This is a genomic window from Vibrio fluminensis, from assembly GCF_015278125.1.
Lineage (GTDB): Bacteria > Pseudomonadota > Gammaproteobacteria > Enterobacterales > Vibrionaceae > Vibrio > Vibrio fluminensis.
Map to the genome: position 1 here is coordinate 267,001 of NZ_JADILO010000001.1, position 25,363 is coordinate 292,363.

Here is a 25,363-nt window from a genome sequence, read left to right on the forward strand (position 1 = left end):
ATAAATAAGGAAGCAATTCTCAAAAAGTTCACCGCAATTCCCTTCTCTGTTTCATGGTTAAATTATTGGCAACCCGATTGTATTTAACTCAACAACACTGAGGGAATATAGCCATGAACCGTGAAGCACAAGCCCCTCTCAGTCACCTTTGCGCTGAATACGACAAGTTGTCGGAGAGTTTCGACGCTCGTCCATTTCCGGAATTCTCCGAAACCATTAACCATCCGCTTGGCCATTGCTTTGTGCGCTGCCCTGTTGGTAGTCAGCGCTTTTCCATCGTTTCAGTGAGTTTTGCGCCGTTGGTTCGCGGGCAAGGAGTGCTCACTGCCTTTCTCAACTATGTTGATCATCATCGCTATCATTACCAAGGCGTTGAAGTTGCGATCATTGAAAACAAAAGTTTGGCGAAGCGGTTATTTAACTTAGGATGGCAATACAAATCCCTATTTAGCCAATTGTTTTGCGCCAACCGACCCACTCTGGTTAAGGATTTCTCGTAAATTTGGCGAGTTTAACTGTAAACCGACGATGAGCACCAAATAACTGTCTGAAATTTGTTTGTCTATTGATCAACCGTTCCTAATATTTATTTATTGAACGTAAAAGTCTCAATGCTCGTAAGCATTAACAATCAATGACAACAAGGACGTTAAATGACGCAACCTCTGGTTAAACTGCACAATGCGACCAAAATTTTTGTTGATGGCGAGGAGCAGCATTGTGTACTGGATAACATCGACTTTACTTTAGTCAGCGGCTCTAGCATTGCTTTAACGGGAGCCAGTGGCAGCGGTAAAAGTACCTTGCTCAATCTAATTGCAGGCTTCGAGCCATTAAACAGTGGGAAACTTGTTTTAGACGGGCAAGACTCTTCAGCCTGGCAAGATAAACAATGGAGTCAGTTTCGCCACCAAAAGCTTGGTGTGGTATTCCAGCAATTTAACTTGCTTACCCCGCTTAACGTTAAACAGAACATAGAGTTTCCGCTGCACCTAAATCAGCATAAGTGGGGAGAATGGTGCGACTATCTCGTCAAGAAATTAAGCATCGAACACCTGCTAGATAGACATGTATCGGCTTTATCTGGTGGACAACAGCAACGTGTCGCGATTGCCCGATCCTTGGCTCATCAACCTCAACTTCTGCTCGCCGATGAACCAACGGGTAATCTAGATCAAAAAGCGGGCATTGAAGTAATGCAACTACTCCGTGACATCACCACTCAAGGTAACACAGCCGTTCTGCTAGTCACTCACAGTCCAACTTGTGCGGCTTTTATGCAAGCCCAACTCCACTTACGCAATGGTCAGCTCTCTCAGCAGATGCCTGCATCTGAGATTAGCTATGAAATGGAATAACGCAGTCATTCCTGCCCTCTCCCATACTATTCTGGCTCTGAGGATATTTGTCGCCCACTATCGGCAAGCGCCACTGCAAGCTGCAGCCATTCTAATAGGTATTGTACTGGCGGTAAGCTTATTTGTCGCAGTGCAAGCCATCAACCTTAACGCTAAGCGCAGTTACAGCGATGCCTCTGAGCCACTTAGCACTCAAGCTAAACAGCTCATCATTCCCCCGTCAGGTCAGCGCTATTTGTCCGAATCGCTCTATTTTTCGCTACGCCAGCATGGTTTCGCCAATATTGTACCATTGATCGATGGGCGTGTGCGTGACGACAATGGACGTCGCTGGTCGATACAAGGCATTGATGTGATTGCAGCGATTACCGCCAGGCAAAGAGCAGAGAAAGATCATTCGTCGTCCGCCCAAACCAAGGGCAATAGCTCAAACAATGCTTCGCTTTCCAGCACTGAACTCCCGCTAGCTGAGCTTATTTCCGGTGAACCTGTGTTAATGATGAGCCAAACTCAGCACCAGAGCATTAAACAAGTCCGTTACCTAATGTTAGATAAGGTAAGAATTAAGGTGGTGGCATTGCCTGATGGATGGCAGTTAGGAAATCGAGTATTAGTGGATATTGGCTTTGCTCAACAGCTACTCGGTCAATCAGGCAAACTCAGTTATATCGCGATTTTGGAGAACACCTCTGAACAAGCGCTTATGGAAAACGTCGTCGGCGACCTTGGCCAAATAACCATTAATCAACAAGACTCTCAGCTCGATTCACTTACCGATAGCTTTCATCTGAATTTAACGGCAATGAGTCTGTTGGCTTTCTTGGTGGGCCTTTTCATCACTTACAACGGCGTTAAGTACAGCTTATTAAAACGTAATCGCTTACTGGTGCAGATCCAACAAATGGGTGTCGCTCAACGCTATGTACTAAGTGCGCTAGTGGTAGAGTTGGCAATCCTAGTTTCGTGTGGTACCACGCTAGGCTTTGTGCTTGGCATTCAACTTAGCCACTGGTTGCATCCCACCGTTGCGCTAACGCTTGAGCAATTGTACGGCGCGACGATTCTCCCCAATTCTTGGCAATGGCAATGGTGGCTGCAAGCTTTACTCCTCACGTTAGCAGCAACGATTCTGGCTAGCTGGCAACATTTACGCCAACGTATTCGTCAGCCACTCTCATCACACGGTGGGTTTTATCATGCGCCTGTAACCGCGAACAATAGTCTTTTATTCATCGTCGCTGTCACGCTGACCTTATTCGCCTTACTCGGATTACTGATCAGTGACCACCATCGAATCACGATGGCATGGCTTGGGGTACTCATTATTGCTGTTCCGCTCTATCTTCCAAAAACTCTCAGTGTGCTCGCTGGCTGGAGTGAGCAGCAAACCCCAAATGGGCTATTGCTTTATCTGCTCGCTGAACTAAAAGAACTCATTGCCCCGCTCTCTCTGGCTATGATGGCGCTGCTGCTCGCCGTTACCGCAAATATTGGCATCAATACCTTAGTAGGCAGTTTTGAGTACACACTTAAACAATGGTTAGATCAGCGTCTGCATGCCGATATCTATATAAGTCCAGCGCAAAACGAAATGGCAGAAATAGAACAAGCATTGGATCAGATGGATAGTGTCGACAAGGTCTATAGACAGTTCTATGTGGATGACCAGCTGCTAGGTTTGCCGATTTTACTCGGTACCAAAGATCGCGATACTTTAGAACAAACCATGGTGTTTAAATCTCATATCGATAACTTCTGGCCGCTGTTTTTTGCCGGAAAAGTGGTTGCGATAAGTGAACCCACCGCAGTCAAACTCGGATTGTCATTAAACAGCCAAGTAGAACTTGAAGCATTACCTAAACAAACTCTGATAGTTGGGGCGGTGTTCCATGACTACGGTTCCCCCAACGGTGAAGTACTGATCGCACCTCAGCTTTGGCAGCAAAACGGTTTTACTCGACTGCCAACTAGCCTTGGTGTTAAAGCCGCAAGTGATCCACAAAGCCTATATCAGCAGCTTATTGCGCGATTCAAGCTTCATCCGAGTCAGGTTTATGACCAAGCGGACATTAAAGCAATCGCGTTAGAGATATTCTCGCAGACTTTTGCTATCACACGCGCGCTCAACAGCGTCACTCTGCTGGTTGCGGTGATCGGTTTGTTCTGCTCTTGTTTTATGCTCCTCGATGCTCGTAAGGCTGCAATCGCAAGACTCTATGCTCTTGGGGTGAACCAACAAAAATTAATGTTGATGGTGATTGGGCAAATGGTCGTATTGGTCGTATTTACCTTGAGTATGGCTCTGCCGTTGGGTGCGCTTGTCGGATTTGTACTAACCGATATTGTCACGCTACGAGCATTTGGCTGGAGCCTAGAGTTTGTTTGGCATTGGCAAGACGCGCTGACCATCGCAGGCATAACGCTCATCGTCGCCATCATCGCCACCCTAATTCCTCTTTGGCGTCTTGTTCGTAGACCGATTTTGGCCAGTTTGCAAAATGAGGTGCTGTAATGATTAAAATACGGAAAATCGGCACTCTGTGTATTGCCGCATTACTATTGATAGGTTGCGATCAACCAAAGTCTAACAGTATGAGCAATTGGCTCGGTGATAGCACAAAGCCAAGTGGTACAGAGCCAGATGACGCCTCCTACGCAGTCGTGGTTGAAGGTGTTGATATTCGTTTTCCGGACGATCACCAAGCTCATGAGAATTTTCGTCATGAATGGTGGTATTTTACCGCCAATTTGGTTGATGAAACGGGGCAAACTCTCGGCATACAGTGGACACAATTTCGATTTGCAACCGCCCCCCAGAACGACAAATCGAATGATTCCAACACCCCATGGCATAGTCAACAAATCTACATGGCACATAGCGCTGTTACCAACCAAACAAGGCACTTTACAGATGAAAAATGGTCACGCCAGCATCCTCAACTGGCTGGCGTCGAAAAACATCCCTTGCGCGTCTTTGTTGATGATTGGCAATGGCAATCGCAAAGCGATGAACTTCTGCCCGCTAAACTAATGGTCAAATCCAAACTGTTTAGCTACACGTTAAACCTTACCAGTACTGCCCCATATCAGAAACAGGGTAACCAAGGTTACAGTAAGAAAAGTGCGGATGGTAAGGTCGCTTCCTACTATTACAGCCAACCTTTCATTGAAGTGACAGGTGAAGTCGTCATTCAAGGCAAACGCCATCAAGTCAGTGGCAATGGTTGGATCGACAGAGAATGGAGTTCTCAGTTTCTGCTCGACTCACAGCAAGGCTGGGATTGGTTTGCTCTAAGGCTCAACAACCAAACTACGCTCGTCGTCTTTCAACTTCGCGGGGAAGACAAAACCCAAACGCATTACGCTCACGCTCGATTAATGCAGAGCAATGGCGAAAGTATCTCTATCTCGCCGAACGACTTTAGTCTGAGTTCTACCAAACAAACCAACATTCAAGGGACTGATTACCCGACTGGTTGGCTACTTAAAATACCAAAACACAAAATCGACCTGACCATATCAGCACTCAATCCAAACGCTAAGATGCCATTAACTGTGCCTTACTGGGAAGGACCGATAGTGATTGAAGGGACTCATAGTGGTAGTGGATATATGGAACTAACCGGGTATTGATACCGTCATTCCAAGCTATATACGGTGTTACTATTTTACGAGACATTCAACCCAAATAACCTCAAGGTGCTTGGTATATAGTCATAAATGATTTAGCTTCATGCTGGTTACAACCAAGGCTCTTAAATTGACAGGTCTATTTGGCTCACTGTATGTTAATCAATGGCCTACATAAATAGACAAGTAAAGATATATGGACTCAATAACTCAAGCAGCCCTTGGTGCAACGGTAGCAGGCGCCATTGCAGGCAAACGATGCAATGCCAAAGTACTATTGGTAGGTGCGGCCCTCGGAACCTTACCTGATCTCGATGTGCTTCTCGACTATGGTGATGCCGTTAGCAATACAATTAAGCATCGTGGATTTAGCCATTCTCTTTTGTTGCTTCCTCCTTTTGCGTTGCTCATCGCTTGGTTTTACACTCGTTTACGCCCAGATAGCTTTTGGAGTTTCGCTCGCATCTCAGCTTTAACCACCAGCGTTTTAGTCACTCACACGCTACTAGATGCAATGACCACCTATGGCACGCAACTTTTATGGCCAATCAAAGGCTACTTTGAAGTGAGCAATATCTTTATTATTGATCCTATTTACACCTTGCCTCTACTGGTCGCAATTGGTGTCGCGTTATTCTCAAAAACTCGCGCAGGGCACTGGTGCCAAGCAGTTGTTGCCCTATCCACCCTATATCTTGTTTGGGGATATGCCGCACAGCAAACCATAACTCAACGAGTGGAACAAAACTTACGGGCTCAAAATCTACCAGCGACGGATGTGTTGGTGATGCCAAGCCCTTTCAACACGGTGCTTTGGCGAGTAGTTGTATTGGGTGACGGTCAATATTGGGAAGGGTTAGCTTCTCTGTTGGATAAAAATGACCGTATTGATTTTATCTCTCGCCCATTAGGTGAGTGGCCTTTAGAGCAAGAACCACAAACGCTTGCCGGACTAAAAGAGTTCTCACACAATTACTTAAACTATCGCCAGGATGGCGATTCGCTGATTGTCACTGACTTACGATTGGGAATGGCAGACAATCTTGCTTTTCAGTTTGTTTTTGCCGAAAAAGACAAAATGGGCAATTGGCAACTACTCAAGGCACCAACACGCCATCCAACAGAACGGAACGTAGACCAATTAGGTACGTTATGGCAAAGATTAAAAGGTGATCAGAGCATAAATGCGAATTTGCAGCGACTAGAGTTGAGCTCGACAAATCAGTAATTTTCGCAGAATAATTTCAGTTGCGTGCATCATTAAGGCACGATGCACGCTAACTGGTGGGCAATATCACTAAGGTAAACAATATCTATTTGGGGTTGCTCAGGCTTAGTTCTACTCGACGGTTAGCCTTACGCCCGTCTAGAGTCTCATTTGAAGCCATTGGTTGCGACTCACCAAAGCTTACGGACTCTAGATTCTTTGACTCAACGCCTTTAGCAACCAGATGACTTTTCACTGATTCCGCCCGTTGAAGCCCCAAAGAAAAGTTATAACTTTGCTCTCCGGTTGAATCAGTATGACCAGCAAGAACAATCGAGCTAGATGAACTGCGGATTTTATCAAGCAAACTATCAAGAATCTGCTTTGATGCAGGCGTTAATTGGTGGCTATCAAAGCCAAAGTACACTCGACCATCCGCTTGGTTAGTGCTTCCGTTTGCGAGAAAATACTCAGCACAGTCATGGCCAACCCCTAAAGCAGATAGCTCTGCGGCTAGTAATTGTTTGGTTGGTGCGACGCCCTCACCATCAATCACTAACATCCCTCCTTGTAAAAGTTCTACCCGTTGAGATTGACCCACTTTAACAACTTGTTTGGTCGTGACACCCGATTGAGTACAAATCTTCTCTAATTGGTTGTCCATATCTGCATAAGCCGCAAAAGATAGAGCCACTGCACCGGTACTGACTATTGCTTTAACAAGGTTAGTCATATTTACATTCCTTTTATTTTAGATGCCCAATTTCTTCTGCGATTAAAGAAAGGATTTTATTTAGAATCTGATCTTTGTTTTGTGCATACAATATATTGTCTTTACCAACACAATTATCTAATGGAATATTGGTTGAACCAGAAGTGTAGTCAAACCCGATCAAATACATCGTTGCTTCTTTGTCATCTCTCTCTAGCTCATCTCGAATTTTCTCACACATTTTGTGGTTATTTATTAGTTCTGAAGAATGTTTTTTATAATCTCGATTATCTTGACCATCAGATAATATAATTAACAAACGATTATCATTTTTTCCATGACGAAGTAATTTAAATCCATCAATGATGCCTTCATATGAGGCTGTGCCACCCGTAGGCTCAAATTTATTGATGTCTTTTTTAAATTTGTTGAAATCTCTCGTCAGAGCAAGACTGTAATAGTCATGTGAACCTAGTCTTCTATCATATCCACACTGTTCATAAGGTCGATACATACTTTCAATAGTTTTTTCATAATCAACATAATACCGATACTCGACACACCTTCCCCATCTCCACCTTACGCATTTCCTTACTGTTTCTAGATGAGATATTTCACCAGCTTTGTATGTATTTGAGTTAGCGCAACCATTACCTTTTAGATCCCGATAAACGTCAGCACTATAAGGAACTATCCCGATTGTATTGATTTTATCAGGTATTTTTAAGTCATTGAATTTCTGCAATTCATCAGCAACATCTTCGATAATATCGACCAGATCCTTATATTTTCTCTTACTCCCACCTCTCCAACCATCATCCATAGAGCCTGAGAAATCCGCCACTAACATAACGTCGATCGCATCACTTTGATATTTTCGAGATGTACCTGCACCGGCAACTGAAATCTCATCGCCAAATCCAGCAATCGCATCATTGCCAGGGAACCAAGAATCGTATTTCACCGTTGCACTGACTTGATACTGGAAGAAACGATGACCTTCAGTATTACAATCCGCTATTTGTTCACAGTTTTTTCTGACTATATTTATATTTTGCAGATCACCATCTTTTAATGACGGGAAATACGCTTTCATAACATCAGTCACGATCGCGGTATTAACCGTGCTGCCTTCTTGGTTGTCATCGGCATGCGCTGAAACCGCTAGTGCCGCCACTTCTGCTGCATCCATTACACGCGCTTTTTGTTGCAGCGCCCTCGCGCCATCAGAACCCAGCATAAATACGCCAAAGAGTGCTGGCACAATGATGACAAAAAGAATTGATGCGTGCCCTTTTTGATAATTACGTTTATTACTCATAATTACCTCCCAATCATCACTGCGTCAGACTGGACCGTAGTAAAATCCATATCGAGCAAATCGCCAATCCAGTTATCCGTTTCATAGCAAAGTGTTACACGATAAAGTGTTGCTCTACGTCCCCAAGTCGTTATTTTGGAAAGGTGTTGCATTTGCTCGAGTGTTTGCTCTGTTTGGCACCTTGCACCCGTGCCTGTCGGGGCAAAAGCTTGGTAACTTGGCTCCTGAGCTTGATTAAATGTTACGGCTTCAATCAAATATCCAAAATTTGCATCTTCAAATTGTTGTACTGTTCTTCGCAATGAGTCCGTGGCAATGTTAACAATCGAATCAATTTGCGATTGTTTTATCTGAAAGTCTTTTCCGTATAGTTGCGTTCTTTCTTTTAAAATATTAACTAAAGAATAAGAAAGTCTGTCTAACTTGCCTTTATGGGCAAGTTTAATTGTCATATCGCCAGCAAAAACAAAAAGCAGGCTAAGAAATAGCCCTACTATTGCGAATTCAATCGTAAAAGTACCCTTCTGCTTTAATCTATTACTAATATATGAATTCATCGCGTTCATATTCCTGTATCATAATTACTTCTCTAGAAAACAGCTGACTTGAATTAAGGAAATAATTGAACATTGGCTGGTAATCATAATTTATACGGTAAACCGCAATAGAGCTGTGCTCGGCCGTTCCACACTCATTGGTCGTTTCACCTTCTGCTAGTGGACAATAGTCATCAGCAAGCTGTTCTAATTCACTGGGCGTTTTTACATACTGAATCGTGAATCGTATTTTTGACGGATCGACAAACTTAGACCAAAGCGAATCTCCATTTTTCAACGCTTGCTGAAAGCGCTGCGCATAGGTTTGGTTTTTACCTATTGAGTTATCAAGTCGCGTTTCACGCGAAGCTTCACTGACCGCTAAATCTGATACTGCCGATATATAAGACATATAGCTGGTTTCTACCCAGGCCATACACAACCACCAAAACAGCATAAAGCCCATTACGAATTCAATCGCGACCGCCCCTGTTTGTTTTCTGCATGTTTTCATCTTTGCTCCACTCCCTACTGGCTCAACTCGTGAGCTATAGAAGAAGGCATGGCACTTGCTTCAATATCGGTTTCACTCTCTGATTGCGCAGAGCTATCGCTGACTTTTAGACTCGTATTTCTTAACGCCAGATAAATGTTCCTTTTCTGACTGCTCGTCAACGAGTCGTCCAATTCACGCATCACCATTTGCTCTTGACCATTTTTGGCCATGACTAACAGTAAATTAGCTCGCGTTTGCTTATCCAATTGTGGGTCTGAAGCCACCGAAGATAGGCGATCCAACGCTGCCACATAATCCCCTTCGAGTATGTCTAGTAACGCTAAGTTATTCTTAATCTTTAAGTCGTTATAGAATTGACTTCTTGCTGCCTCAAACATCTTACGCGCTAACTTTAATTGCCCTTGCTCTGCATACACGACACCAAGTAAATTGGCTATCTCACCATCATTCGGCGCTTGTTTATAAGCCTGCTCGAGTAGTGGCAGCGCTACCTCAAAATCACCTAAGTCCATATGAGCTTTGGCCGCAACGACAGAGCTTTTCACAGAAATCTGCGCTTTGTTCATTAAAGGAGATAACGTAAACAGTGCTGACTCAGGATCATGTTTCTTTAAATAAACTTCAGCGAGTTTGATTCGATAATCTTCAGAATCGTGTTGCTTTAATTGCTGTTGATAGAACTCGATCAGCCCGACCGTATTATTGGAAGCCAACAAGACTCTCTCTTGAGTTTCCAAACTCAACTCTTCAGGATCGGCCAGCTTAGTGTTACCGGATGCTACACAACCTTGCAGCATGCTGATCAGTAACGTTGAAACAACGGTTGATTGAATTAATTTACGCACCAGAAAGCATCCTCATTACACCAGGGGCCGCTATCAAAATCACAATTGGCATCATGATAAAAAGAATCAAGGGTACCGACATTTTTGCCGCTAGTTTACCGATGCGCTCTTCTGTCGTTAGCATCGAAACTTGGCGAATATCCGCAGACAATGTGGTTAACGTTGAATAAATAGAAGAACCATATTGAAGACTCTGCTTTAGCGTCATAACGAAACTGCGCATTTCTGGTGTCGGAATGTGGCTATGAACCTCATCCAAGGCTTTATCTAACCCCACCAGTTGCGCCCTTTCATTGGTTCTCTGTAGTAACTGTGCCAGTTTAGGGTCAAAACCTTGCATTTCTTTAGCTAGATAGCTTAATGATGACTCAATCGTCATACCTGTCTGAACACAGACTGCTAGCAAGTCAATCAAATAAGGTAATTGACGATTAATGGCTGCTTGGTACGCTTTGATTCGCGCATTCAAAATCATGTCCGGAACAATTAGCGTAGCAATAGCCCAACAAGAAATAGATGCGATCAACATTGGCAGCTCCAATGAGCCGTAAAACATAAATCCGATAATCGCTGAGCCTATCGCTAACATCGAATATTTAATCGGCAAATATAAGTGAGCGTACTTAAAGGAGTAATTGCCAGAGTCATATAATTTTTGTTGAATTTCTTTTTCGTTAACCGATAAAGATTTCGGCACAATAACTTCTAACCAATCACCCAAAGATTGAGATTCATTGTCTTTATCTTCGGCTAAATACTTGTATATCGACTGATGTTTTTTCTGCTGACGAAATGAAATAACTAACGCCAGTAAGCCAACACCAATCAAACACAGTGCAACGTTAACGTAAGAGAGAAAACTCATGCTTCCACTCCTTTCATTAATTTCCATACGATAGCGATACCAATAAACTCACTGACTAACACGTAATACAGTATCACCCGTCCTTTAGGTTCAAACATAACGTATTCATAATTATCAGGGCTTAAAAACTGCAGCATAAACAAGAAAATAAAAGGAATAGCCGCAACAATCTTGGCTGATGTTCTTGCCTCAGATGTCAGAGCATATTTCTTCTTTTCCACCGCCCTAGCGTCAAACATCAAGCGGTTCAGTCGTGTCATGACTTCTTTTAACTGACCGCCACGCTGCATATTGGCCCGCATGGTAATAACAAAAAAATGGAAGGCTGAGTAAGGGAATCGTTTACACGACTTCCTAAATACAGAGTCAGGCGACTCGCCCATTTGTAAGCGCTCACCCATTATCTTGAATTCTTTCCCCACTTCACCATCAAGAGTTTTACCAACGTACAAAATCGCATGCATTAAGCTTTCACCCGAGCTTATTGCACTAGTGAGCATATTAAGTGCATCCGGGAATTCTGTATCAAATGCAGCTTTCTCACGCTTTTGTAGCCATTGATAGCCAAAATACAGCCCAACAAGCTCTACAATAGCTAGAACTATCCACGAATCACCACGAACAAAGTTCTTATTGATGTAGATAGATAAAATGCCTAAGAGGAACACAACTGCCGCGAGCTTAATTAGCGCGCCCGACCCAAGCTGCCTGCGCGTATTGGTAAACTCACGGGAAAGTTTTTGCAGAAAGGTTTCATCACTCAGGGAGTTTAAGTTAACCGCATTACCTTGCTCCATAGAGGCGACAACTTTCACCTTGGTTTGACGTTCTAATAGATGAGCAGCACTTTTCTTTTTCTCGCCTCGAGCAAGGAAAAGCAGCAATACACCACCTAACAGCAAACTTAACCATGCCATAATCACCCTCCTGTGAAGCCGAAAATAGTGTTTAAGTTTCCTTCCAAGCCAAAGAAGCGGGCTTTTTCAACCAGCACTGAACGTTTCATCAATCCTGCGGAAACATATTCGCCATTGACACGGCCATCACTGTCATTGCCAAAAGATGGTTCAAAACGGAAAATTTCTTCCATAACCACATTTGACCCTTCTAGGCCTATCACTTCGGATATGCTCATGATCTTGCGCGAGCCGTCATGTAAGCGGTTAACTTGCACAACCAGGTCTATCGCACTCACGATCGTTCGACGAATCGCTTCTAACGGCAAATTATTGTTTGCCATCATCACCATTGCCTCCACCCTTGCTAAAGCATCACGCGGAGTATTAGCGTGAAGAGTCGACATTGAGCCATCGTGACCAGTGTTCATGGCTTGCAGCATTTCAAAAGCTTCACCACCACGACACTCACCAACGATGATGCGATCGGGACGCATACGAAGTGAGTTAATCACCAACTCTCGCTGGGTAATAGCGCCTGTCCCTTCAATCCCTGATGTTCTTGTTTCTAGACGCACAACATGGGGTTGTAGCAGTCTAAGTTCAGCGGCATCTTCAATGGTGACGATACGTTCCTTTTCTGAAACAAACTGAGATAACGCGTTTAATAACGTCGTTTTACCCGAACCTGTACCGCCAGAAATAAGGATGTTTAATCGACAGCGTGATGCAATCATCAATATTTTGGCCATCTCGGGGCTTAAAGCACCAAAACCAACTAACTGCTCTAAATCAATACTCTGTTTCTTAAACTTACGAATCGATATCGCTGTGCCGTCTATAGCAATTGGGGGAATAACAATATTCACACGACTGCCATCTTCTAAACGAGCATCACAGGTTGGCGAAGAGTCATCGACACGTCTACCAATTCGAGCTGCAATTCTTTTTGCTATCTGCAACAACTGTTGCTCGTCGATAAACGAGACCGTTGAACGTTCGACAATACCATTGCGTTCGATATACACGTTGTGATGACCATTGATCATGATATCGGTGATGCTTTCATCATCCATTAAAGGCTGAAGGGGACCTAACCCCAGCAGCTCATCAATGATATTCTTCACGTACTCTCGTCTAACAACCGTTGCAACCGAATAGTCATTTCTATCAATTAATACATCAATTGCGGTTGATATTTGGTCTGTGAGTTGCTCGCGTGTTAGTTTATTTACGATATCCGCTTCTAACGCATCGTAAATTTGTTTTCGCAATGAAATAAAAGTACTGCGAGATTGTGTTTGAATCATAATTATTCCTCACCGCACTACTTTCTTAACAACCATTGAGTAAACGTTTTTTTCTTGGGAACGGCAGTCTCTCCCATGATCATTCCAATCAGCTCTTGAATCGACGCCGCTACCGAAAGCTTGGACTGATGCAAATATCCACCATCAAGAATATGCTTCAATAAATCTTGCTCATATGGGATTTCAATATCGATTGGGCGTCCCAAAAATTTCTCCACCTCAACACGTGAAAGTATTGCTGCTTTTGCAGGACGAACATGATTAAGCACAATGATTTGTCTCGAGCTAGGACTATGAGTGGTCAAATGCTGCAAAATTTTCTTTAGTTGTCGAACACCTGAAACCGTTGGGTTAACCACCAAAACGGCGGTATCCACCTTATCTGCCAGATATTGATAGTCAGCATTGGTTTGTCCGCCTTTGGAAAGGTCTGAAATAACAAAGTTATTGTGTTCGTATAACAATGCTTCCAGTGTCCGGATATACTCTTTTAACTCATGAGCATCGTGAGTTTCTGAAGTCAGAGATAAGACAGACAACATATCATTGACTTTTCTAGTTAGGCTGCTGGCGTATATCCCATCAAGGTCATGATCAACACTGGCGATGGTTGCTGGCTTTTTCTCAAACCCTTCTAGTTTGAGTAGAATATCGATATTTCCTGCATAATAATCATGGTCCACAATCAGACACTTGGCATGATATTGCTTCGCTAGGCCATGACCAATTTCACTACAAAGTAAAGACGTCCCCGCCCCGCCGGCACATCCCCAAACGGCAATATTTTTGGCATAACGTTTTTTCCCAAGTCCGCTCGCACGAACTCGGTTATCAAAAACGTTTTTAACAAAATCCAACAGCTCTGCTTTGGTGACGGGCCAAAATAGATAGTAGAAGCCCATTGCCTTTAAATTGCGAATTGTCGATATTGCATCCTCTTGTCCAATCACAATCACCGAAGCATGGTTCGGTAGCAAATGGCTGATACGCTGCATATCTTCAGTCACATTGGGTGAATCATTTAACTCGACCAAGACAATTTCTATTTCACTTTGGCGCACGTGTGCTTGAATATCTGCGTCTGTGTTTGGCAAGCTGGTTGGAGGCACCAATCCATCAAAGCGAAAAGCCTCTTCAATTAAGAGGCGGCATTGCTCACTTTGAGTAAACGCAACACAATTAAAACGTAGCGATTCTTTAGCCTTTTTTTCTACTTTATTTAGAGACTCTAATATATCTAACATAAGTCACTTCCTTTTAAGGCTGTAAGGTATTTCCAGATGGCATTTGGCCAACACTTGCCCCCGCAAGAGCCGCTTGAGGTGCAACCATTGACTGCCAAAGGTTGCTATTTGGCGCACAGCCTACTCGTTGAGCCGCATATTCACTGACTTCTTGTGGCTCACAAATAGGGGTGACCACTTTGTAGTTGATAAACTGAACTTGAACATCAAACTCACCAAGCTGTTTACTTGCAACAACAGAGATCAGCTCATCCTTGGCACCTTGCTTAAGCAGTTCACTGCTCCATCGTTTGGCAAGTTTTTTACCTGATGTGCTCGAGTAATAAAATGCAACAGGTTGACTCAGTAAGGTTTGAGAAGCACTGTGTTTAAGTTCTAACCATTGACGCTCTGCCTGCTTTTCACTGCCATTTTCAAGCGACATAGAAAGCTGATATTCAACAGGATAGACATCAACAGCAATACTGTGATTTTCATGGACAACTGCACAGGCATTGAGGAAAAAGGCAACAAATAGCGTGATAATCCATCGGCTCATTTTTTAAATCCTCCGGTAGCTAGAATATCTTGTGTGCGTTGAGTCACCACTGGTGAATACTGTTCTTTAACGCCGAATAATCGAGTTAGATTTGATGTACGCTTCATTGAAGGCAGCTGAACTTGATGAGGTGCTATCGGCTGAACTAAGTTAACGGTCGCAACAATCACAAGCTCGGTTTTATTCCGTGACGTTTCGGTGTGACGAAACAGCGCACCAAGAATTGGAATATCACCGATGTACGGAACCTTTCTCAAACTTTCAACATCTTCGGTGCTAAGCAAGCCACCTAAGACAAAACTTTGTCCATTACCTAACTCAATAGTGGTTTTCGCCCTACGAGTTTTTAGCGCTGGTAAGCTGTAACGCTCATCGGTGTATTGGGTATCGAGTGAACTTACTTCAGGCTGTAACGAGAGTTTGATTTTGTCATCACGAAGCACTTTAGCCACCATGTCTAAACGGATACCAAATTCTTTGTATTCGACGTTGGTTGCGTTATCGACAATCGTCACCACCGGGATTTCACCACCGACTAAGAACGATGCACTCTCTCCAGAGATCACTGACAAATTAGGCTCAGCCAACACTTGACCTATCGAATCGTCACCCACTGCTGTAATCGTCGCGAGTAAATCGTCGGCGCTGAAATCCAAAATCGGGTTTACAAACACACCTGCTGTTTGCCCTGCATTACCATATTGCACACCAAAGTTTTCCATAAAGCTTTGCGATACTTCAGCGATCGAAAGCTTTACATTGACCTGCTTGGTGACATTAACTTCGATTTGATTAACGATGCCTTTATATTCACGTTTGGTCATGAAACCGATGATTTCGTCATCGCCTTCATCTTTTTCCCATGTATGAATGGTTTTCTCGACGTCTTTAGACAGTAATTCACCGACTAAGTCATTGATGCCATCTTTTTCGTCTTCCGTTGCTACAACACCGGTTAGCACAACTTGTTCACCAATATTGCTTATTGATACATCCGACGTTGGAAAATGAAGGCGAACTTGTTGGCTGATCTCGGCAAAGCTCTGGTTAATAACCAATTTGCGATTAACCAATGTCTGAGCGTTTTCATCAAATAGCATTAGAGATGTGGTGCCCATTTTCTTACCAAACACGACTATTTTTTTTGTGTCGATAACTTGATAATCCGCTATCTCGGGATTAGAAATAAACACAGTATCAATATCTGTGGTGGTGATGACTGGCTTGGCCTCACCTTCCATCAAATACATAAAACTGGTAGCGTTGGCAGCAATCGAAAAGAACAAACTCGCCAACAAAATACCTAGGGTAAAATTAGAACGGGACATAACGGCTCTTCCTTAGCTATTAATTGACAGCAATTTTTTCTGCTCTTAATTCTTTGATTGCTTTAAAGTCAGGTAACACATCACCTGCATTGGCTTGGAGTTCATTGACTGAGTAATGACCAACGGCTTTGTGTACTTCAATTTTAGAAATTGTTTTAGCGACCGTGAGTACAGCCACTTGCTTTCGATTCAATTCCAAAATCAGATAACTTGGCTTAATTTGATCGTTATTCAGCGCCAACTCTGCTTTCGGCTGCTCTACTTTTAGCACTTTAATATGTGTTAACACCGGATTAATTGACACTTGCTCGCGTCTGAAATTTCCTAACTCATTGCTCGAACTGTCTTGGCCTGTTAACGCCAAGATATCGATATAACTGCCATTACCTATTACGCCCCCCACAATTGAGCTAGGTGATACCTCGATAGCAAATGGCACATGGTCAGGTTTAATGATGAAATCGATATAATTATCTTGCGATGGTTGAACAAGATTATCGGCGAAAATATGCTCACCTTGCCCAATATCGCGCGCGTAAACTGAGCCACTCTCAAATTCAAATAACATATCTGAGTCAAAACCAAATGAGTTGGCTTCTTCTTCACTTATTTTAACAATACCGAAATCGGTGCGTTTAACCTGCTGCCCTTTTTTAACTGTGTCTTGGGCTAAAACGTACGTTTTGAAAAAAACGGGCGCTTTCTCCTCCGGCGTAGCAGCTACTGGTTGGACATTTTGTTTAGGAAAAAACAGACCGAAGAGACCCGCTACGATCGCAACAATGGCGACAGCCATAATGATTTTTGAGCGCATGTTCTTTCCTTATAGTGATGCTGCGATAAAAAACAGTGCAGATAAACAAATGGGTATACCAAACGGCAAACCACGCTGCTTTACTTTCTTCATTCCTACAAAACAGCCATAAAAAAGATAAATCATTGCTAACGCACCACCTAAAACAGCAATAAACAACAAATACAGCCATAAATACTGTTCAGATACCGCTGGTAAAAATGCGATAGCTAATTTGCTATCCCCCCCACCCCATATCGAGAGACCATATAAAGTGAGTAAAACTACGCAAACTAAAATGGTTTTAACCACAGCGATGTGAGTAAAACCCATCAATAAACTAATACCGAGTATTGCGGCGCATGCTCGGTTGGAAATTGTGCGAGTGGATATATCGCGATATATCACTCGGCAAGATAGGATGGCTAATAAGAACCATCCTAAAAAGCTATATTCTGAGACACTAATCAGTTTGTTGTACCTGTGTCTGCTTCACCAATATGACCTGTAATTGTTTTGATAGCGCCCTCTAGTGCACCTTTTAGGCCGCCGTCTTCACCAGCGCCATTAAAGACAGCTAGTACAATAGCCGATACAGCAACACCAATGATTGCGTATTCAATTGCGGTTACACCACGTTGATCATTTTTGAAGTTCTCAACAGTCAGTTTAGTTTTTACATATAGTTCAGTTAACATTTTTTACCTCGACTTTACTTTTTACTAAGTAGAGACTAGCTCTATCCTTTACGGCCGGATTATCACTGAGAAATATGCAATCTTACAAATATTCACAATTTAATAATTCGTTACAAAAATTAACCATTCCCAACATGAGAACCACACAAAATACATTAAGACAACGACGTCATGTCTCATTTTTGACAATGTCAAATTGACATAAATATCAATTAAAAAGCTATTTTTTGGAACCGGTTCAAATAATAAGAAATCAGATAGAAATAAAAGTTTATATTTCGAGATCTAGATCTCATTAAGAAAACATTTACTAATACTTTAGGTTGATAGCTTTATTTTTTTAACAAATAAAGTTTTTACTCTAAATTCTGTTCTGTAAAGGAGTAGTGTGTGGTTTCAAAACGGATTGGCTCAACATGAGTAGAGAAATTGTTATTTACTATACCCAAACAACTTGCAGGTGCAGGTGGCCGACAAAGAGACAAAGCCGCCGATCATAAATGTAATACGTGATGAGGTTAGTGGGTGCCAGTCAACATTGCTACAACTTCAATATCGACCGGTATATCTAAATATATCTTTCAAATAAGCAGGCATTCATTAATGGAGTCTAAAAATAATTTTAACTGTAAGTATTTTTTCTTGTTCTCTAATTATAAAAATGGCCTTAAAAACTCAAGAAACACTCAAAAACCCTCAGTTACAACGAATTATTCGGCACTGATCACAACCCTAAAAATAGATTCAATACCAAACTATTAATTACACCTCTAATGAATACACTTGTAAGGGACTCTGTAACTCGTTCCGTATTACTGATTGGAATTGGATTTAGACTTTGCTGTTTTTCCCCAATTGTTATTCGAACGAATCAGAAATAAATGACAAAACTGGAGGGACATGATGTCCATTTTTAACCATTTTAAGCAATTGACTGCGGTTTCATGCGTTGCGGCTGCGCTAAGTTTTTCATCTATCGCCAATGCTGACACTTGGCGTTACGCTCACGAAGAATACAAAGGCGACGTACAAGACGTATACGCGCTGAAGTTTAAAAAATATATTGAAGACAACTCTGAGCATACGTTGCAAGTTTACCGCTTTGGTGAGCTGGGTGAGTCGGACGATATCATGGAGCAAGCGCAAGCTGGCATTCTTCAGTTTGTTAACCAATCTCCTGGTTTTACTGGTGCACTTATTCCAGAAGCTCAAATCTTCTTTATTCCTTACCTAATGCCGACTGATATGGCATCTGTGGTTGAGTTTTTCCGTCAGAGTAAAGCGGTGAACGAAAACTTCCCTAAACTTTACGAGGCGCAAGGTCTAGAGTTACTTAAGATGTATCCTGAAGGTGAAATGGTGATGACCGTTGATGAGCCAATCACTTCACCTGAAGATCTAAAAGGTAAAAAGATTCGCGTCATGACTAACCCGCTGCTTTCATCTACTTACGAAGCTTTCGGCGCAACACCTACGCCACTACCTTGGGGCGAAGTATACGGTGCGTTACAAACCAACATGATTCAAGGTCAAGAAAACCCTATTTTCTGGATCGAGTCTGGCGGTTTATATGAAGTATCTCCAAACCTTGTATTCACTAACCACGGTTGGTTTACTACTGCATCGATGGCCAACAAAGACTTCTTCGATAAGCTTTCCGCAGAAGATAAAAAAGTGGTTCGCGATGCAGCCGATTACGCGTTCGATGAAACCATTAAACACATTAACGGTTTAGCCGACAAATCTCTGCAAAAAATCCAAGCCGCGAGCAAAGATGTCACCGTTACTCGCCTAACAGACGCGCAAATCGCTAAATTCAAAGAACGCGCACCACAAGTAGAAGCGACTTTCTACGAAATGACTGGTGATAGCGGAAAACAACTACTTGATCAATTCAAGCAAGACCTTGAAGCCGTAACCAAATAGTCGTTTATCAAACAGGCACTCCACTTGGGGTGCCTGTTTCTTTGCAGGGAAGTACGCAATGACTGATGCAGAAGCACTGACCTATCGTTCAACACTGCCTGGTTTTCTTGGCTTGTTGGACGATTTTATTTGTAAACTCGAATCTTTTTTACTCGCCGCTGGCGTCCTTTTGATGGCACTCAATACCTGTGTCAATGTTGTCGCCCGCTTTGTGTTTGGTGAAGGGCTATTTTTCTCCGGTGAGATCAACCGAATCCTGATTGTCCTGATCACGTTCGCGGGTATTGGCTACGCCGCTCGTTATGGTCGTCATATTCGGATGTCTGCCATCTATGATGCCCTGCCATTTAAAGGGCGAAAAATCTTAATGACCATCATCGCACTGTTCACCTCTGTTGTGATGTTTGTCCTCGCCTACTTTTCTCTTGAGTACATCATATCCATATACGAACGCGGAAGAATTCTCCCTGCACTGGGGTTTGAAATCTGGTGGATCTACGTATGGGTACCACTTGGCTTTGTCATTACAGGCATCCAATACGCCTTAACCATGTACAAAAACCTTACCTCTTCTGATGTCTATATTTCTGCTGGCGTTCTGGATGGATACGCTGAAACTGAAAGTGAAGTTTAATAAGGCAACTTTTCTATGGCTTTAACCTTAATGTTCATCATGATTGCCCTGTTGATTCTTGGCTTTCCAATGATGATCCCTCTAATTACCGCGGCACTGACGGGGTTCTATATGACCTTCGGCGGTGTCGGACAAATGGATACATTTATCCAACAGGTGCTCGGTGGTATTCGTCCTGCCTCATTAATTGCGGTACCGATGTTTATTCTCGCCGCAGACATTATGACTCGAGGTCAATCAGCTGCGCGCCTGATCGATATGGTCATGGCTTTTATCGGTCATATACGTGGCGGTTTAGCCATCAGCACCGCTACCTCCTGTACCCTATTTGGTGCGGTTTCAGGTTCAACACAAGCAACGGTTGTTGCGGTCGGCTCTGCACTCAGGCCTAAGCTGTTACGCGCAGGCTACAGTGATTCTTTTTCATTGGCTCTGATTATCAATGCCAGTGATATTGCCTTTTTGATCCCGCCAAGTATTGGCATGATCATTTATGGCGTCATCTCAGAGACTTCCATTGCAGAACTGTTTATCGCAGGTATTGGTCCAGGGCTAATGATCTTGTTCCTGTTCTCGCTCTATTGTCTCTACTACGCCACTGTCAATAACGTACCAACCGAAGAGAAAGCGAGCTGGAGCGAACGTTTTCAGGCGACTAAACGCGCGCTATGGCCATTAATGTTTCCTGTCATCATCGTTGGCGGTATTTACGGCGGCGTATTTAGCCCTACGGAAGCTGCGGCAGTATGTGTGTTGTATGCCTTTATTCTTGAGTTTGTTATCTTCCGTTCGCTTGGAACTCACGATATCTTCACCATCGCTCGCTCAACCGGGCTAATCAGCGCTGTGGTGTTTATTTTGGTTGGTGTGGGTAATGGCTTCTCTTGGATAATCTCATTTGCGCAGATCCCGCAAGCTATTCTTGAGGCCGTTGGCATCAGCGAAATGGGACCAATGGGCGTATTGGCTGCAATCTCAATCGCGTTCTTCATTGCCTGTATGTTTGTCGACCCAATCGTGGTCATTTTGGTGCTTACGCCTATCTTTGCCCCTGCAATTGAAGCGACTAACCTCGATCCGGTGCATGTTGGGATTATTATCACCCTGCAGGTGGCGATAGGGTCAGCTACCCCACCCTTTGGTTGTGACATCTTTACCGCGATTGCCATTTTTAAAAAGCCTTACTGGGAGGTGATCCGCGGCACTGGTCCATTTATCGCGATCTTGTTGCTTTCGGCAGCGCTGTTGGTTTTCTTCCCGCAAATTGCCCTATTCTTGCGCGATATCGCTTTTGATTAACTGGCAGCCTTAGGAGATAACATGTTTAAAAGAATATTGGTTGCAGTCGATGGTTCTTTTTCTGCGCTCAATGCGTTAGATAAAGCAATTGAGCTACAACGCCTAACAGGCTGCGAACTGTTTTTACTGAGCGTATACAAACACCATAGCTTATTCGAAAGCTCTCTTTCGATGGTACGTCCTGATGATTTACAGATCCCCGACCAAGCGCTGAGTGAGTACGCAAAATGCATTGTTGAGCAAGCAAAACAACATGCGAAAGACCAAGGCGTTGAGCAAATACGTGGCTTCGTCAAAGGTGGCAGACCTTCGCAAACCATCATTAAGTTCAGCAAAGAGAAAGAAGTAGATTTGATAGTTATGGGAGCAAGCGGTACCCACACTGGTAAAGATGGTATGTTTTTAGGCAGTGTTTCCCACCGAGTTGCCGGACACGCTTCATGCCCTACGATGGTCGTTTAAAATAAAGATACATTACCTACTCAAAAAAGAGAGCTACCCAACACTGACATAAAGGTAGCTCTCAAGCACAATGCTATTGGCTTAAAATTTATTGGAGCAGTAGAAATAACTTATATTCGCTTATTCGTTAACACGTCCGCGTAATACGTACTTTTGTACTTTACCCGTCGATGTTTTTGGTAATGCGGTAAAGATAAACTTCTTCGGTACTTTAAAATGCGCCATCTGGCTGCGACAAAACTCAATCAGCTCATCTTGAGTCAAGTCGATATCATTTTTAGTTTTGACAAACGCACAAGGTACTTCGCCCCACTTTTCATCCGCCATTGCGATTACCGCAACCTCTTCGATATCTTGGTGACGATACAAGACATCTTCGATCTCAATACTCGAGATATTTTCACCACCTGAAATGATGATATCTTTAGAGCGGTCTTTGATTTCAATGTAGTTGTTTTGGTGCCATACCGCTAAGTCACCGGTATGGAACCAACCTTCTGCTAATGCTTCATCGGATGTACTTGGGTTTTTCAAATAACCTTTCATCACGATGTTACCGCGCAAGAAGATCTCACCCATCTCTTGACCATTTTTCGCTACGGGCTCCATGGTGATCGGGTTGGCAACCATTAACTCACCTTGCATAGGGGCACGCACCCCCTGACGGGCTTTCATACGGGCACGTTCCGTATTGTTGAGGCTATCCCAATCACGTTGCCAATCACATACTACACATGGTCCAAAGGTTTCCGTTAAGCCATAAACGTGAGTCACTTCGATGCCTAATGCTTCCATACCTTCGATAACCGAGGCCGGTGGCGCTGCGCCAGCGGTCATTGCTTTAATCTGATGGTGAATATCCGATTTTAAGTCCACATCGGCATTATTCATCATATTAAGCACTATGGGTGCGGCGCAAAAATGGGTCACTTTATTTTGTTTGATCGAATCAAAAATCGCATCAGCACGCACGTGGCGCAAACTCACACTCACACCTGCCGCCGCTGCAATCGACCAAGGGAAGCACCAGCCGTTACAGTGAAACATAGGTAAGGTCCAAAGATAAACTGGGTGTGAACCCATATCCCATGACATGATGTTACTCACCGCATTTAAGTGAGCCCCACGATGGTGGTAAACCACCCCTTTAGGATTGCCCGTTGTACCGGAGGTGTAATTTAGTGAGATCGCTTGCCACTCATCGCTTGGTGGGTAGTACGGATACTCTGGATCACCATCAAGAATAAACTCTTCATAGGTCAGTTCGCTGATCAGGCTGCCTTCGGTATACAGAGGGTCATCAATTGAGATAACCAATGGTCGATGGGCGATCATTTTTAACGCCTTCTTAACCACCTCGGTAAACTCTTTATCAACAATGACTACTTTGCTTTCCGCATGCTGGAAAATAAAGGCAATCGCATCCGCATCCAGACGGGTATTGATGGCGTTAAGCACCGCTCCAGACATCGGCACACCAAAGTGCATCTCAAACAGTTCAGGGAGATTGGGGGCAATCACAGATACCGTATCCCCTTCACCAATCCCTTGCTTTTGCAAAGCAGAAGCAAGCTTGCGACAACGAGTTTCTGTCTCTTGCCAAGTTTTATGGATATTCCCATGCACCGTGGCGGTGTAATTCGGATAAACACTCGCTGCCCTTTCTAAAAAACTTAGCGGACTGAGGCTTTCGTAGTTTGCTGGCGTTTTTTCCAAACCAATGTGATAGATATTATGTTTACTCATAGCAATTCTTCCTTAGCGCACGGCGTAAACCGGGCGAAAATATTCCTTACTTGATCAATCTTCGAGAACTTCAATCGGCTCTTCGGCTTCCATTGGCTCCGCATTTTTACGGCGGTACTCAATTAGGAAATAAAGCGCTACACCCGCCAATAACCCGTAGCCTGCGCCATAAACGGCAAGCACTACACCCATGGTGCCTGCAACGCCCATTTGAGTCGCATTACGAACTTGCTCGACACCCACAGAGATACACAGATAACCGGTGATGAGCAGCGTGATAGACAACGCGATCGGCAATACTGGTTTAAATAGCGTGATCAGAGGAAGTGCAAACAGGGCGATAAAACCAACAATCCAGAACACACCCGCGCCACTATAAATACTGTCCATCGCACTACGACCATGACGGTATCGCTCCGCGATTGTCGCCATCGCACCAGTAAATAGTGGCCCCGCCAAACCTGGGTAAGGAGCAAAGAAAGAGTGAATTAAGTTACGTAGTGCGGTGACTAAGTGAACTCGGTCAACGTTGACTTCAATTTCTTCATCTGGACGCAAATGATCAACACGGTCCAGCAGGCTTTTCCCGACAATGATGTCGCCAAACGCGATAACGTAAGCAATCAAAGCAGTAGGGATCGCCATCCAAAGCATTTCCAAACTTGGTAGACCTACCGTGAATGGCAGGTAGTTAATCATCTCGCCAAATGCTGGCGTAGAGACACCAAATTGAATATCTGGCAATGGATACTCACTGACTGCCCAACCGACACCCATTGCGACCAACGTGCCCGGAACCATGCCATAACCAGCAATGACTTTTGCCCATTTATGACTATTGACGTAATCGCGAAAGTTAAGAGAGAAAAGTACATAGGCGGTAACGAGAAAACCAATGATTAGCGAAATCGGCGTATTGGCTAATCGCCCACCTTCACTGATTTCACCACTCAAAGCCGCAATGCCCGCACCAATCAAAATACCGGCTTTGATGGAGTCTGGGAAAAGATCAACTAACTTACTGCCTAAACGGGTGATACCAAGGATGAAAAAGATAGCAGTAACGATCAATTGCAGCCCAACCAAAGCGCGAATCGCTTCTGGTCCTGGCTCAAAATTACCCAAAAACAGCAGTACAACCGGAATCGCGGGCGTTATCCAACCGGGGACCATAGGCACGCCTAATAGATTTGGAAGCATAAAGCCAATGCCGCACACGACAACGTAAGCCAATGCGACGTCATAGGGAAGACCGAGGTATTTTTCAAGTAACGGAATCATCGCCATCCCGACCACGAACATGATCATTCCTTGGATGGTTTCCGCCATTTCCCAGCGGTAGTGAATAAATGGCAAGCGAATCTTAAAAGGTCCAGCGGGCCAGTATGGTTGCTCTTTTCCATGAGAGCGTTTAATGACTGACATGCGTACTCCTATTTTTAGTTAGTATTACTTGTAGGTATCTTTGAGTAAGTTTTTCTATTGCAACTCAACCTTG

Annotated in this window: 25 protein-coding genes; 9 read left to right on the top strand and 16 right to left on the bottom strand. The window is 43.6% G+C overall.

Features of this window, described 5'->3' with window-relative positions:
• The first annotated feature begins 113 nt into the window (after nt 1-113).
• The 5 genes from IRQ95_RS01185 (at nt 114) to IRQ95_RS01205 (ending at nt 6,216) form a co-directional block, all read left to right on the top strand.
• Nucleotides 114-500 (top strand): hypothetical protein, encoded by a 387-nt coding sequence (locus IRQ95_RS01185; RefSeq protein WP_194435187.1) that lies wholly within the window; start codon nt 114-116, stop codon nt 498-500.
• A gap of 153 nt (nt 501-653) precedes the next feature.
• Nucleotides 654-1,358, top strand: a complete 705-nt coding sequence (locus IRQ95_RS01190; RefSeq protein ID WP_194435188.1) for an ABC transporter ATP-binding protein — start codon at nt 654-656, stop codon at nt 1,356-1,358.
• Entirely contained in the window at nt 1,345-3,870 is a 2,526-nt protein-coding gene (locus IRQ95_RS01195) for an ABC transporter permease (protein WP_194435189.1), read from the top strand. Before IRQ95_RS01190 ends, IRQ95_RS01195 begins: the two co-directional genes overlap by 14 nt.
• Complete coding sequence (locus IRQ95_RS01200; RefSeq protein ID WP_194435190.1) at nt 3,870-4,991, top strand: lipocalin-like domain-containing protein; 1,122 nt, start codon at nt 3,870-3,872, stop codon at nt 4,989-4,991. Before IRQ95_RS01195 ends, IRQ95_RS01200 begins: the two co-directional genes overlap by 1 nt.
• A gap of 193 nt (nt 4,992-5,184) precedes the next feature.
• Nucleotides 5,185-6,216, top strand: a complete 1,032-nt coding sequence (locus tag IRQ95_RS01205; RefSeq protein ID WP_194435191.1) for a metal-dependent hydrolase — start codon at nt 5,185-5,187, stop codon at nt 6,214-6,216.
• An 85-nt stretch (nt 6,217-6,301) separates the two neighbouring features.
• Here IRQ95_RS01205 and IRQ95_RS01210 read toward each other — a convergent pair whose 3' ends face one another.
• The 14 genes from IRQ95_RS01210 to IRQ95_RS01275 are packed head-to-tail and all read right to left on the bottom strand — an operon-like array spanning nt 6,302 to nt 17,798.
• Nucleotides 6,302-6,928 carry an OmpA family protein gene (locus IRQ95_RS01210; protein ID WP_194435192.1) on the bottom strand — a complete coding sequence of 209 codons (627 nt, stop codon included), beginning with the start codon at nt 6,926-6,928 and terminating at the stop codon, nt 6,302-6,304.
• A 13-nt stretch (nt 6,929-6,941) separates the two neighbouring features.
• On the bottom strand, nt 6,942-8,228 hold the full coding sequence (locus IRQ95_RS01215) for a TadE/TadG family type IV pilus assembly protein (protein ID WP_194435193.1): 1,287 nt from the start codon (nt 8,226-8,228) through the stop codon (nt 6,942-6,944).
• A gap of 2 nt (nt 8,229-8,230) precedes the next feature.
• Entirely contained in the window at nt 8,231-8,785 is a 555-nt protein-coding gene (gene tadF, locus IRQ95_RS01220) for a tight adherence pilus pseudopilin TadF (RefSeq protein WP_194435194.1), read from the bottom strand.
• The gene (locus IRQ95_RS01225; protein ID WP_194435195.1) at nt 8,769-9,278 is read right to left on the bottom strand and encodes a TadE/TadG family type IV pilus assembly protein; all 510 of its coding nucleotides are present in this window, start codon (nt 9,276-9,278) and stop codon (nt 8,769-8,771) included. Before IRQ95_RS01225 ends, tadF begins: the two co-directional genes overlap by 17 nt.
• 14 nt (nt 9,279-9,292) lie before the next feature.
• On the bottom strand, nt 9,293-10,126 hold the full coding sequence (locus IRQ95_RS01230; RefSeq protein WP_194435196.1) for a tetratricopeptide repeat protein: 834 nt from the start codon (nt 10,124-10,126) through the stop codon (nt 9,293-9,295).
• Nucleotides 10,119-10,991 carry a type II secretion system F family protein gene (locus tag IRQ95_RS01235; RefSeq protein ID WP_228481041.1) on the bottom strand — a complete coding sequence of 291 codons (873 nt, stop codon included), beginning with the start codon at nt 10,989-10,991 and terminating at the stop codon, nt 10,119-10,121. Before IRQ95_RS01235 ends, IRQ95_RS01230 begins: the two co-directional genes overlap by 8 nt.
• Nucleotides 10,988-11,908, bottom strand: a complete 921-nt coding sequence (locus IRQ95_RS01240; RefSeq protein WP_194435198.1) for a type II secretion system F family protein — start codon at nt 11,906-11,908, stop codon at nt 10,988-10,990. Before IRQ95_RS01240 ends, IRQ95_RS01235 begins: the two co-directional genes overlap by 4 nt.
• A 2-nt stretch (nt 11,909-11,910) precedes the next feature.
• Nucleotides 11,911-13,197, bottom strand: a complete 1,287-nt coding sequence (locus IRQ95_RS01245) for a TadA family conjugal transfer-associated ATPase (RefSeq protein WP_194435199.1) — start codon at nt 13,195-13,197, stop codon at nt 11,911-11,913.
• Nucleotides 13,198-13,214: 17 nt separating this feature from the next.
• Nucleotides 13,215-14,441: a CpaE/TadZ family protein gene (locus tag IRQ95_RS01250; RefSeq protein WP_194435200.1), complete on the bottom strand. Its 1,227-nt coding sequence runs from the start codon at nt 14,439-14,441 to the stop codon at nt 13,215-13,217.
• Nucleotides 14,442-14,454: 13 nt separating this feature from the next.
• Nucleotides 14,455-14,979 (bottom strand): hypothetical protein, encoded by a 525-nt coding sequence (locus tag IRQ95_RS01255; RefSeq protein WP_194435201.1) that lies wholly within the window; start codon nt 14,977-14,979, stop codon nt 14,455-14,457.
• Nucleotides 14,976-16,307 (bottom strand): type II and III secretion system protein family protein, encoded by a 1,332-nt coding sequence (locus IRQ95_RS01260; protein WP_194435202.1) that lies wholly within the window; start codon nt 16,305-16,307, stop codon nt 14,976-14,978. The genes IRQ95_RS01255 and IRQ95_RS01260 overlap by 4 nt, the downstream gene beginning before the upstream one ends.
• Before the next feature lie 19 nt (nt 16,308-16,326).
• Nucleotides 16,327-17,121, bottom strand: coding sequence for a Flp pilus assembly protein CpaB (gene cpaB / locus IRQ95_RS01265; protein ID WP_194435203.1), 795 nt, complete (start codon nt 17,119-17,121; stop codon nt 16,327-16,329).
• Nucleotides 17,122-17,130: 9 nt separating this feature from the next.
• On the bottom strand, nt 17,131-17,571 hold the full coding sequence (locus tag IRQ95_RS01270) for a prepilin peptidase (protein ID WP_348541574.1): 441 nt from the start codon (nt 17,569-17,571) through the stop codon (nt 17,131-17,133).
• Nucleotides 17,568-17,798 (bottom strand): Flp family type IVb pilin, encoded by a 231-nt coding sequence (locus IRQ95_RS01275; RefSeq protein ID WP_194435205.1) that lies wholly within the window; start codon nt 17,796-17,798, stop codon nt 17,568-17,570. The genes IRQ95_RS01270 and IRQ95_RS01275 overlap by 4 nt, the downstream gene beginning before the upstream one ends.
• Before the next feature lie 900 nt (nt 17,799-18,698).
• On the opposite strand from IRQ95_RS01275, the gene IRQ95_RS01280 reads away from it, so the two are divergent.
• From IRQ95_RS01280 to IRQ95_RS01295, 4 genes are read left to right on the top strand one after another with little or no spacing between them, the layout of a single operon-like run.
• Entirely contained in the window at nt 18,699-19,724 is a 1,026-nt protein-coding gene (locus IRQ95_RS01280) for a TRAP transporter substrate-binding protein (protein WP_228481045.1), read from the top strand.
• 58 nt (nt 19,725-19,782) lie between these two features.
• Nucleotides 19,783-20,358, top strand: coding sequence for a TRAP transporter small permease (locus IRQ95_RS01285; RefSeq protein WP_194435206.1), 576 nt, complete (start codon nt 19,783-19,785; stop codon nt 20,356-20,358).
• A 15-nt stretch (nt 20,359-20,373) separates the two neighbouring features.
• Nucleotides 20,374-21,657, top strand: a complete 1,284-nt coding sequence (locus tag IRQ95_RS01290) for a TRAP transporter large permease (RefSeq protein ID WP_194435207.1) — start codon at nt 20,374-20,376, stop codon at nt 21,655-21,657.
• A 21-nt stretch (nt 21,658-21,678) separates the two neighbouring features.
• Nucleotides 21,679-22,119: a universal stress protein gene (locus IRQ95_RS01295; RefSeq protein ID WP_194435208.1), complete on the top strand. Its 441-nt coding sequence runs from the start codon at nt 21,679-21,681 to the stop codon at nt 22,117-22,119.
• A 120-nt stretch (nt 22,120-22,239) separates the two neighbouring features.
• On the opposite strand, the gene IRQ95_RS01300 is transcribed toward IRQ95_RS01295, so the two are convergent.
• Both IRQ95_RS01300 and IRQ95_RS01305 read right to left on the bottom strand, forming a co-directional pair.
• Complete coding sequence (locus IRQ95_RS01300) at nt 22,240-23,865, bottom strand: acyl-CoA synthetase (RefSeq protein WP_194435209.1); 1,626 nt, start codon at nt 23,863-23,865, stop codon at nt 22,240-22,242.
• A gap of 54 nt (nt 23,866-23,919) precedes the next feature.
• Nucleotides 23,920-25,290, bottom strand: coding sequence for a permease family protein (locus tag IRQ95_RS01305; RefSeq protein ID WP_194435210.1), 1,371 nt, complete (start codon nt 25,288-25,290; stop codon nt 23,920-23,922).
• Nucleotides 25,291-25,363 lie beyond the last annotated feature (73 nt).

Excerpts from the sequence above, each read along its gene's own strand:
- IRQ95_RS01185 (WP_194435187.1), top strand. The coding sequence starts at position 114 with ATGAACCGTGAAGCACAAGCCCCTCTCAGTCACCTTTGCGCTGAATAC.
- IRQ95_RS01190 (WP_194435188.1), top strand. The coding sequence starts at position 654 with ATGACGCAACCTCTGGTTAAACTGCACAATGCGACCAAAATTTTTGTT.
- IRQ95_RS01195 (WP_194435189.1), top strand. The coding sequence starts at position 1,345 with ATGAAATGGAATAACGCAGTCATTCCTGCCCTCTCCCATACTATTCTG.
- IRQ95_RS01200 (WP_194435190.1), top strand. The coding sequence starts at position 3,870 with ATGATTAAAATACGGAAAATCGGCACTCTGTGTATTGCCGCATTACTA.
- IRQ95_RS01205 (WP_194435191.1), top strand. The coding sequence starts at position 5,185 with ATGGACTCAATAACTCAAGCAGCCCTTGGTGCAACGGTAGCAGGCGCC.
- IRQ95_RS01210 (WP_194435192.1), bottom strand. The coding sequence starts at position 6,928 with ATGACTAACCTTGTTAAAGCAATAGTCAGTACCGGTGCAGTGGCTCTA.
- IRQ95_RS01215 (WP_194435193.1), bottom strand. The coding sequence starts at position 8,228 with ATGAGTAATAAACGTAATTATCAAAAAGGGCACGCATCAATTCTTTTT.
- tadF (WP_194435194.1), bottom strand. The coding sequence starts at position 8,785 with ATGAATTCATATATTAGTAATAGATTAAAGCAGAAGGGTACTTTTACG.
- IRQ95_RS01225 (WP_194435195.1), bottom strand. The coding sequence starts at position 9,278 with ATGAAAACATGCAGAAAACAAACAGGGGCGGTCGCGATTGAATTCGTA.
- IRQ95_RS01235 (WP_228481041.1), bottom strand. The coding sequence starts at position 10,991 with ATGAGTTTTCTCTCTTACGTTAACGTTGCACTGTGTTTGATTGGTGTT.
- IRQ95_RS01240 (WP_194435198.1), bottom strand. The coding sequence starts at position 11,908 with ATGGCATGGTTAAGTTTGCTGTTAGGTGGTGTATTGCTGCTTTTCCTT.
- IRQ95_RS01245 (WP_194435199.1), bottom strand. The coding sequence starts at position 13,197 with ATGATTCAAACACAATCTCGCAGTACTTTTATTTCATTGCGAAAACAA.
- IRQ95_RS01250 (WP_194435200.1), bottom strand. The coding sequence starts at position 14,441 with ATGTTAGATATATTAGAGTCTCTAAATAAAGTAGAAAAAAAGGCTAAA.
- IRQ95_RS01255 (WP_194435201.1), bottom strand. The coding sequence starts at position 14,979 with ATGAGCCGATGGATTATCACGCTATTTGTTGCCTTTTTCCTCAATGCC.
- IRQ95_RS01260 (WP_194435202.1), bottom strand. The coding sequence starts at position 16,307 with ATGTCCCGTTCTAATTTTACCCTAGGTATTTTGTTGGCGAGTTTGTTC.
- cpaB (WP_194435203.1), bottom strand. The coding sequence starts at position 17,121 with ATGCGCTCAAAAATCATTATGGCTGTCGCCATTGTTGCGATCGTAGCG.
- IRQ95_RS01275 (WP_194435205.1), bottom strand. The coding sequence starts at position 17,798 with ATGTTAACTGAACTATATGTAAAAACTAAACTGACTGTTGAGAACTTC.
- IRQ95_RS01280 (WP_228481045.1), top strand. The coding sequence starts at position 18,699 with ATGATGTCCATTTTTAACCATTTTAAGCAATTGACTGCGGTTTCATGC.
- IRQ95_RS01285 (WP_194435206.1), top strand. The coding sequence starts at position 19,783 with ATGACTGATGCAGAAGCACTGACCTATCGTTCAACACTGCCTGGTTTT.
- IRQ95_RS01290 (WP_194435207.1), top strand. The coding sequence starts at position 20,374 with ATGGCTTTAACCTTAATGTTCATCATGATTGCCCTGTTGATTCTTGGC.
- IRQ95_RS01295 (WP_194435208.1), top strand. The coding sequence starts at position 21,679 with ATGTTTAAAAGAATATTGGTTGCAGTCGATGGTTCTTTTTCTGCGCTC.
- IRQ95_RS01300 (WP_194435209.1), bottom strand. The coding sequence starts at position 23,865 with ATGAGTAAACATAATATCTATCACATTGGTTTGGAAAAAACGCCAGCA.
- IRQ95_RS01305 (WP_194435210.1), bottom strand. The coding sequence starts at position 25,290 with ATGTCAGTCATTAAACGCTCTCATGGAAAAGAGCAACCATACTGGCCC.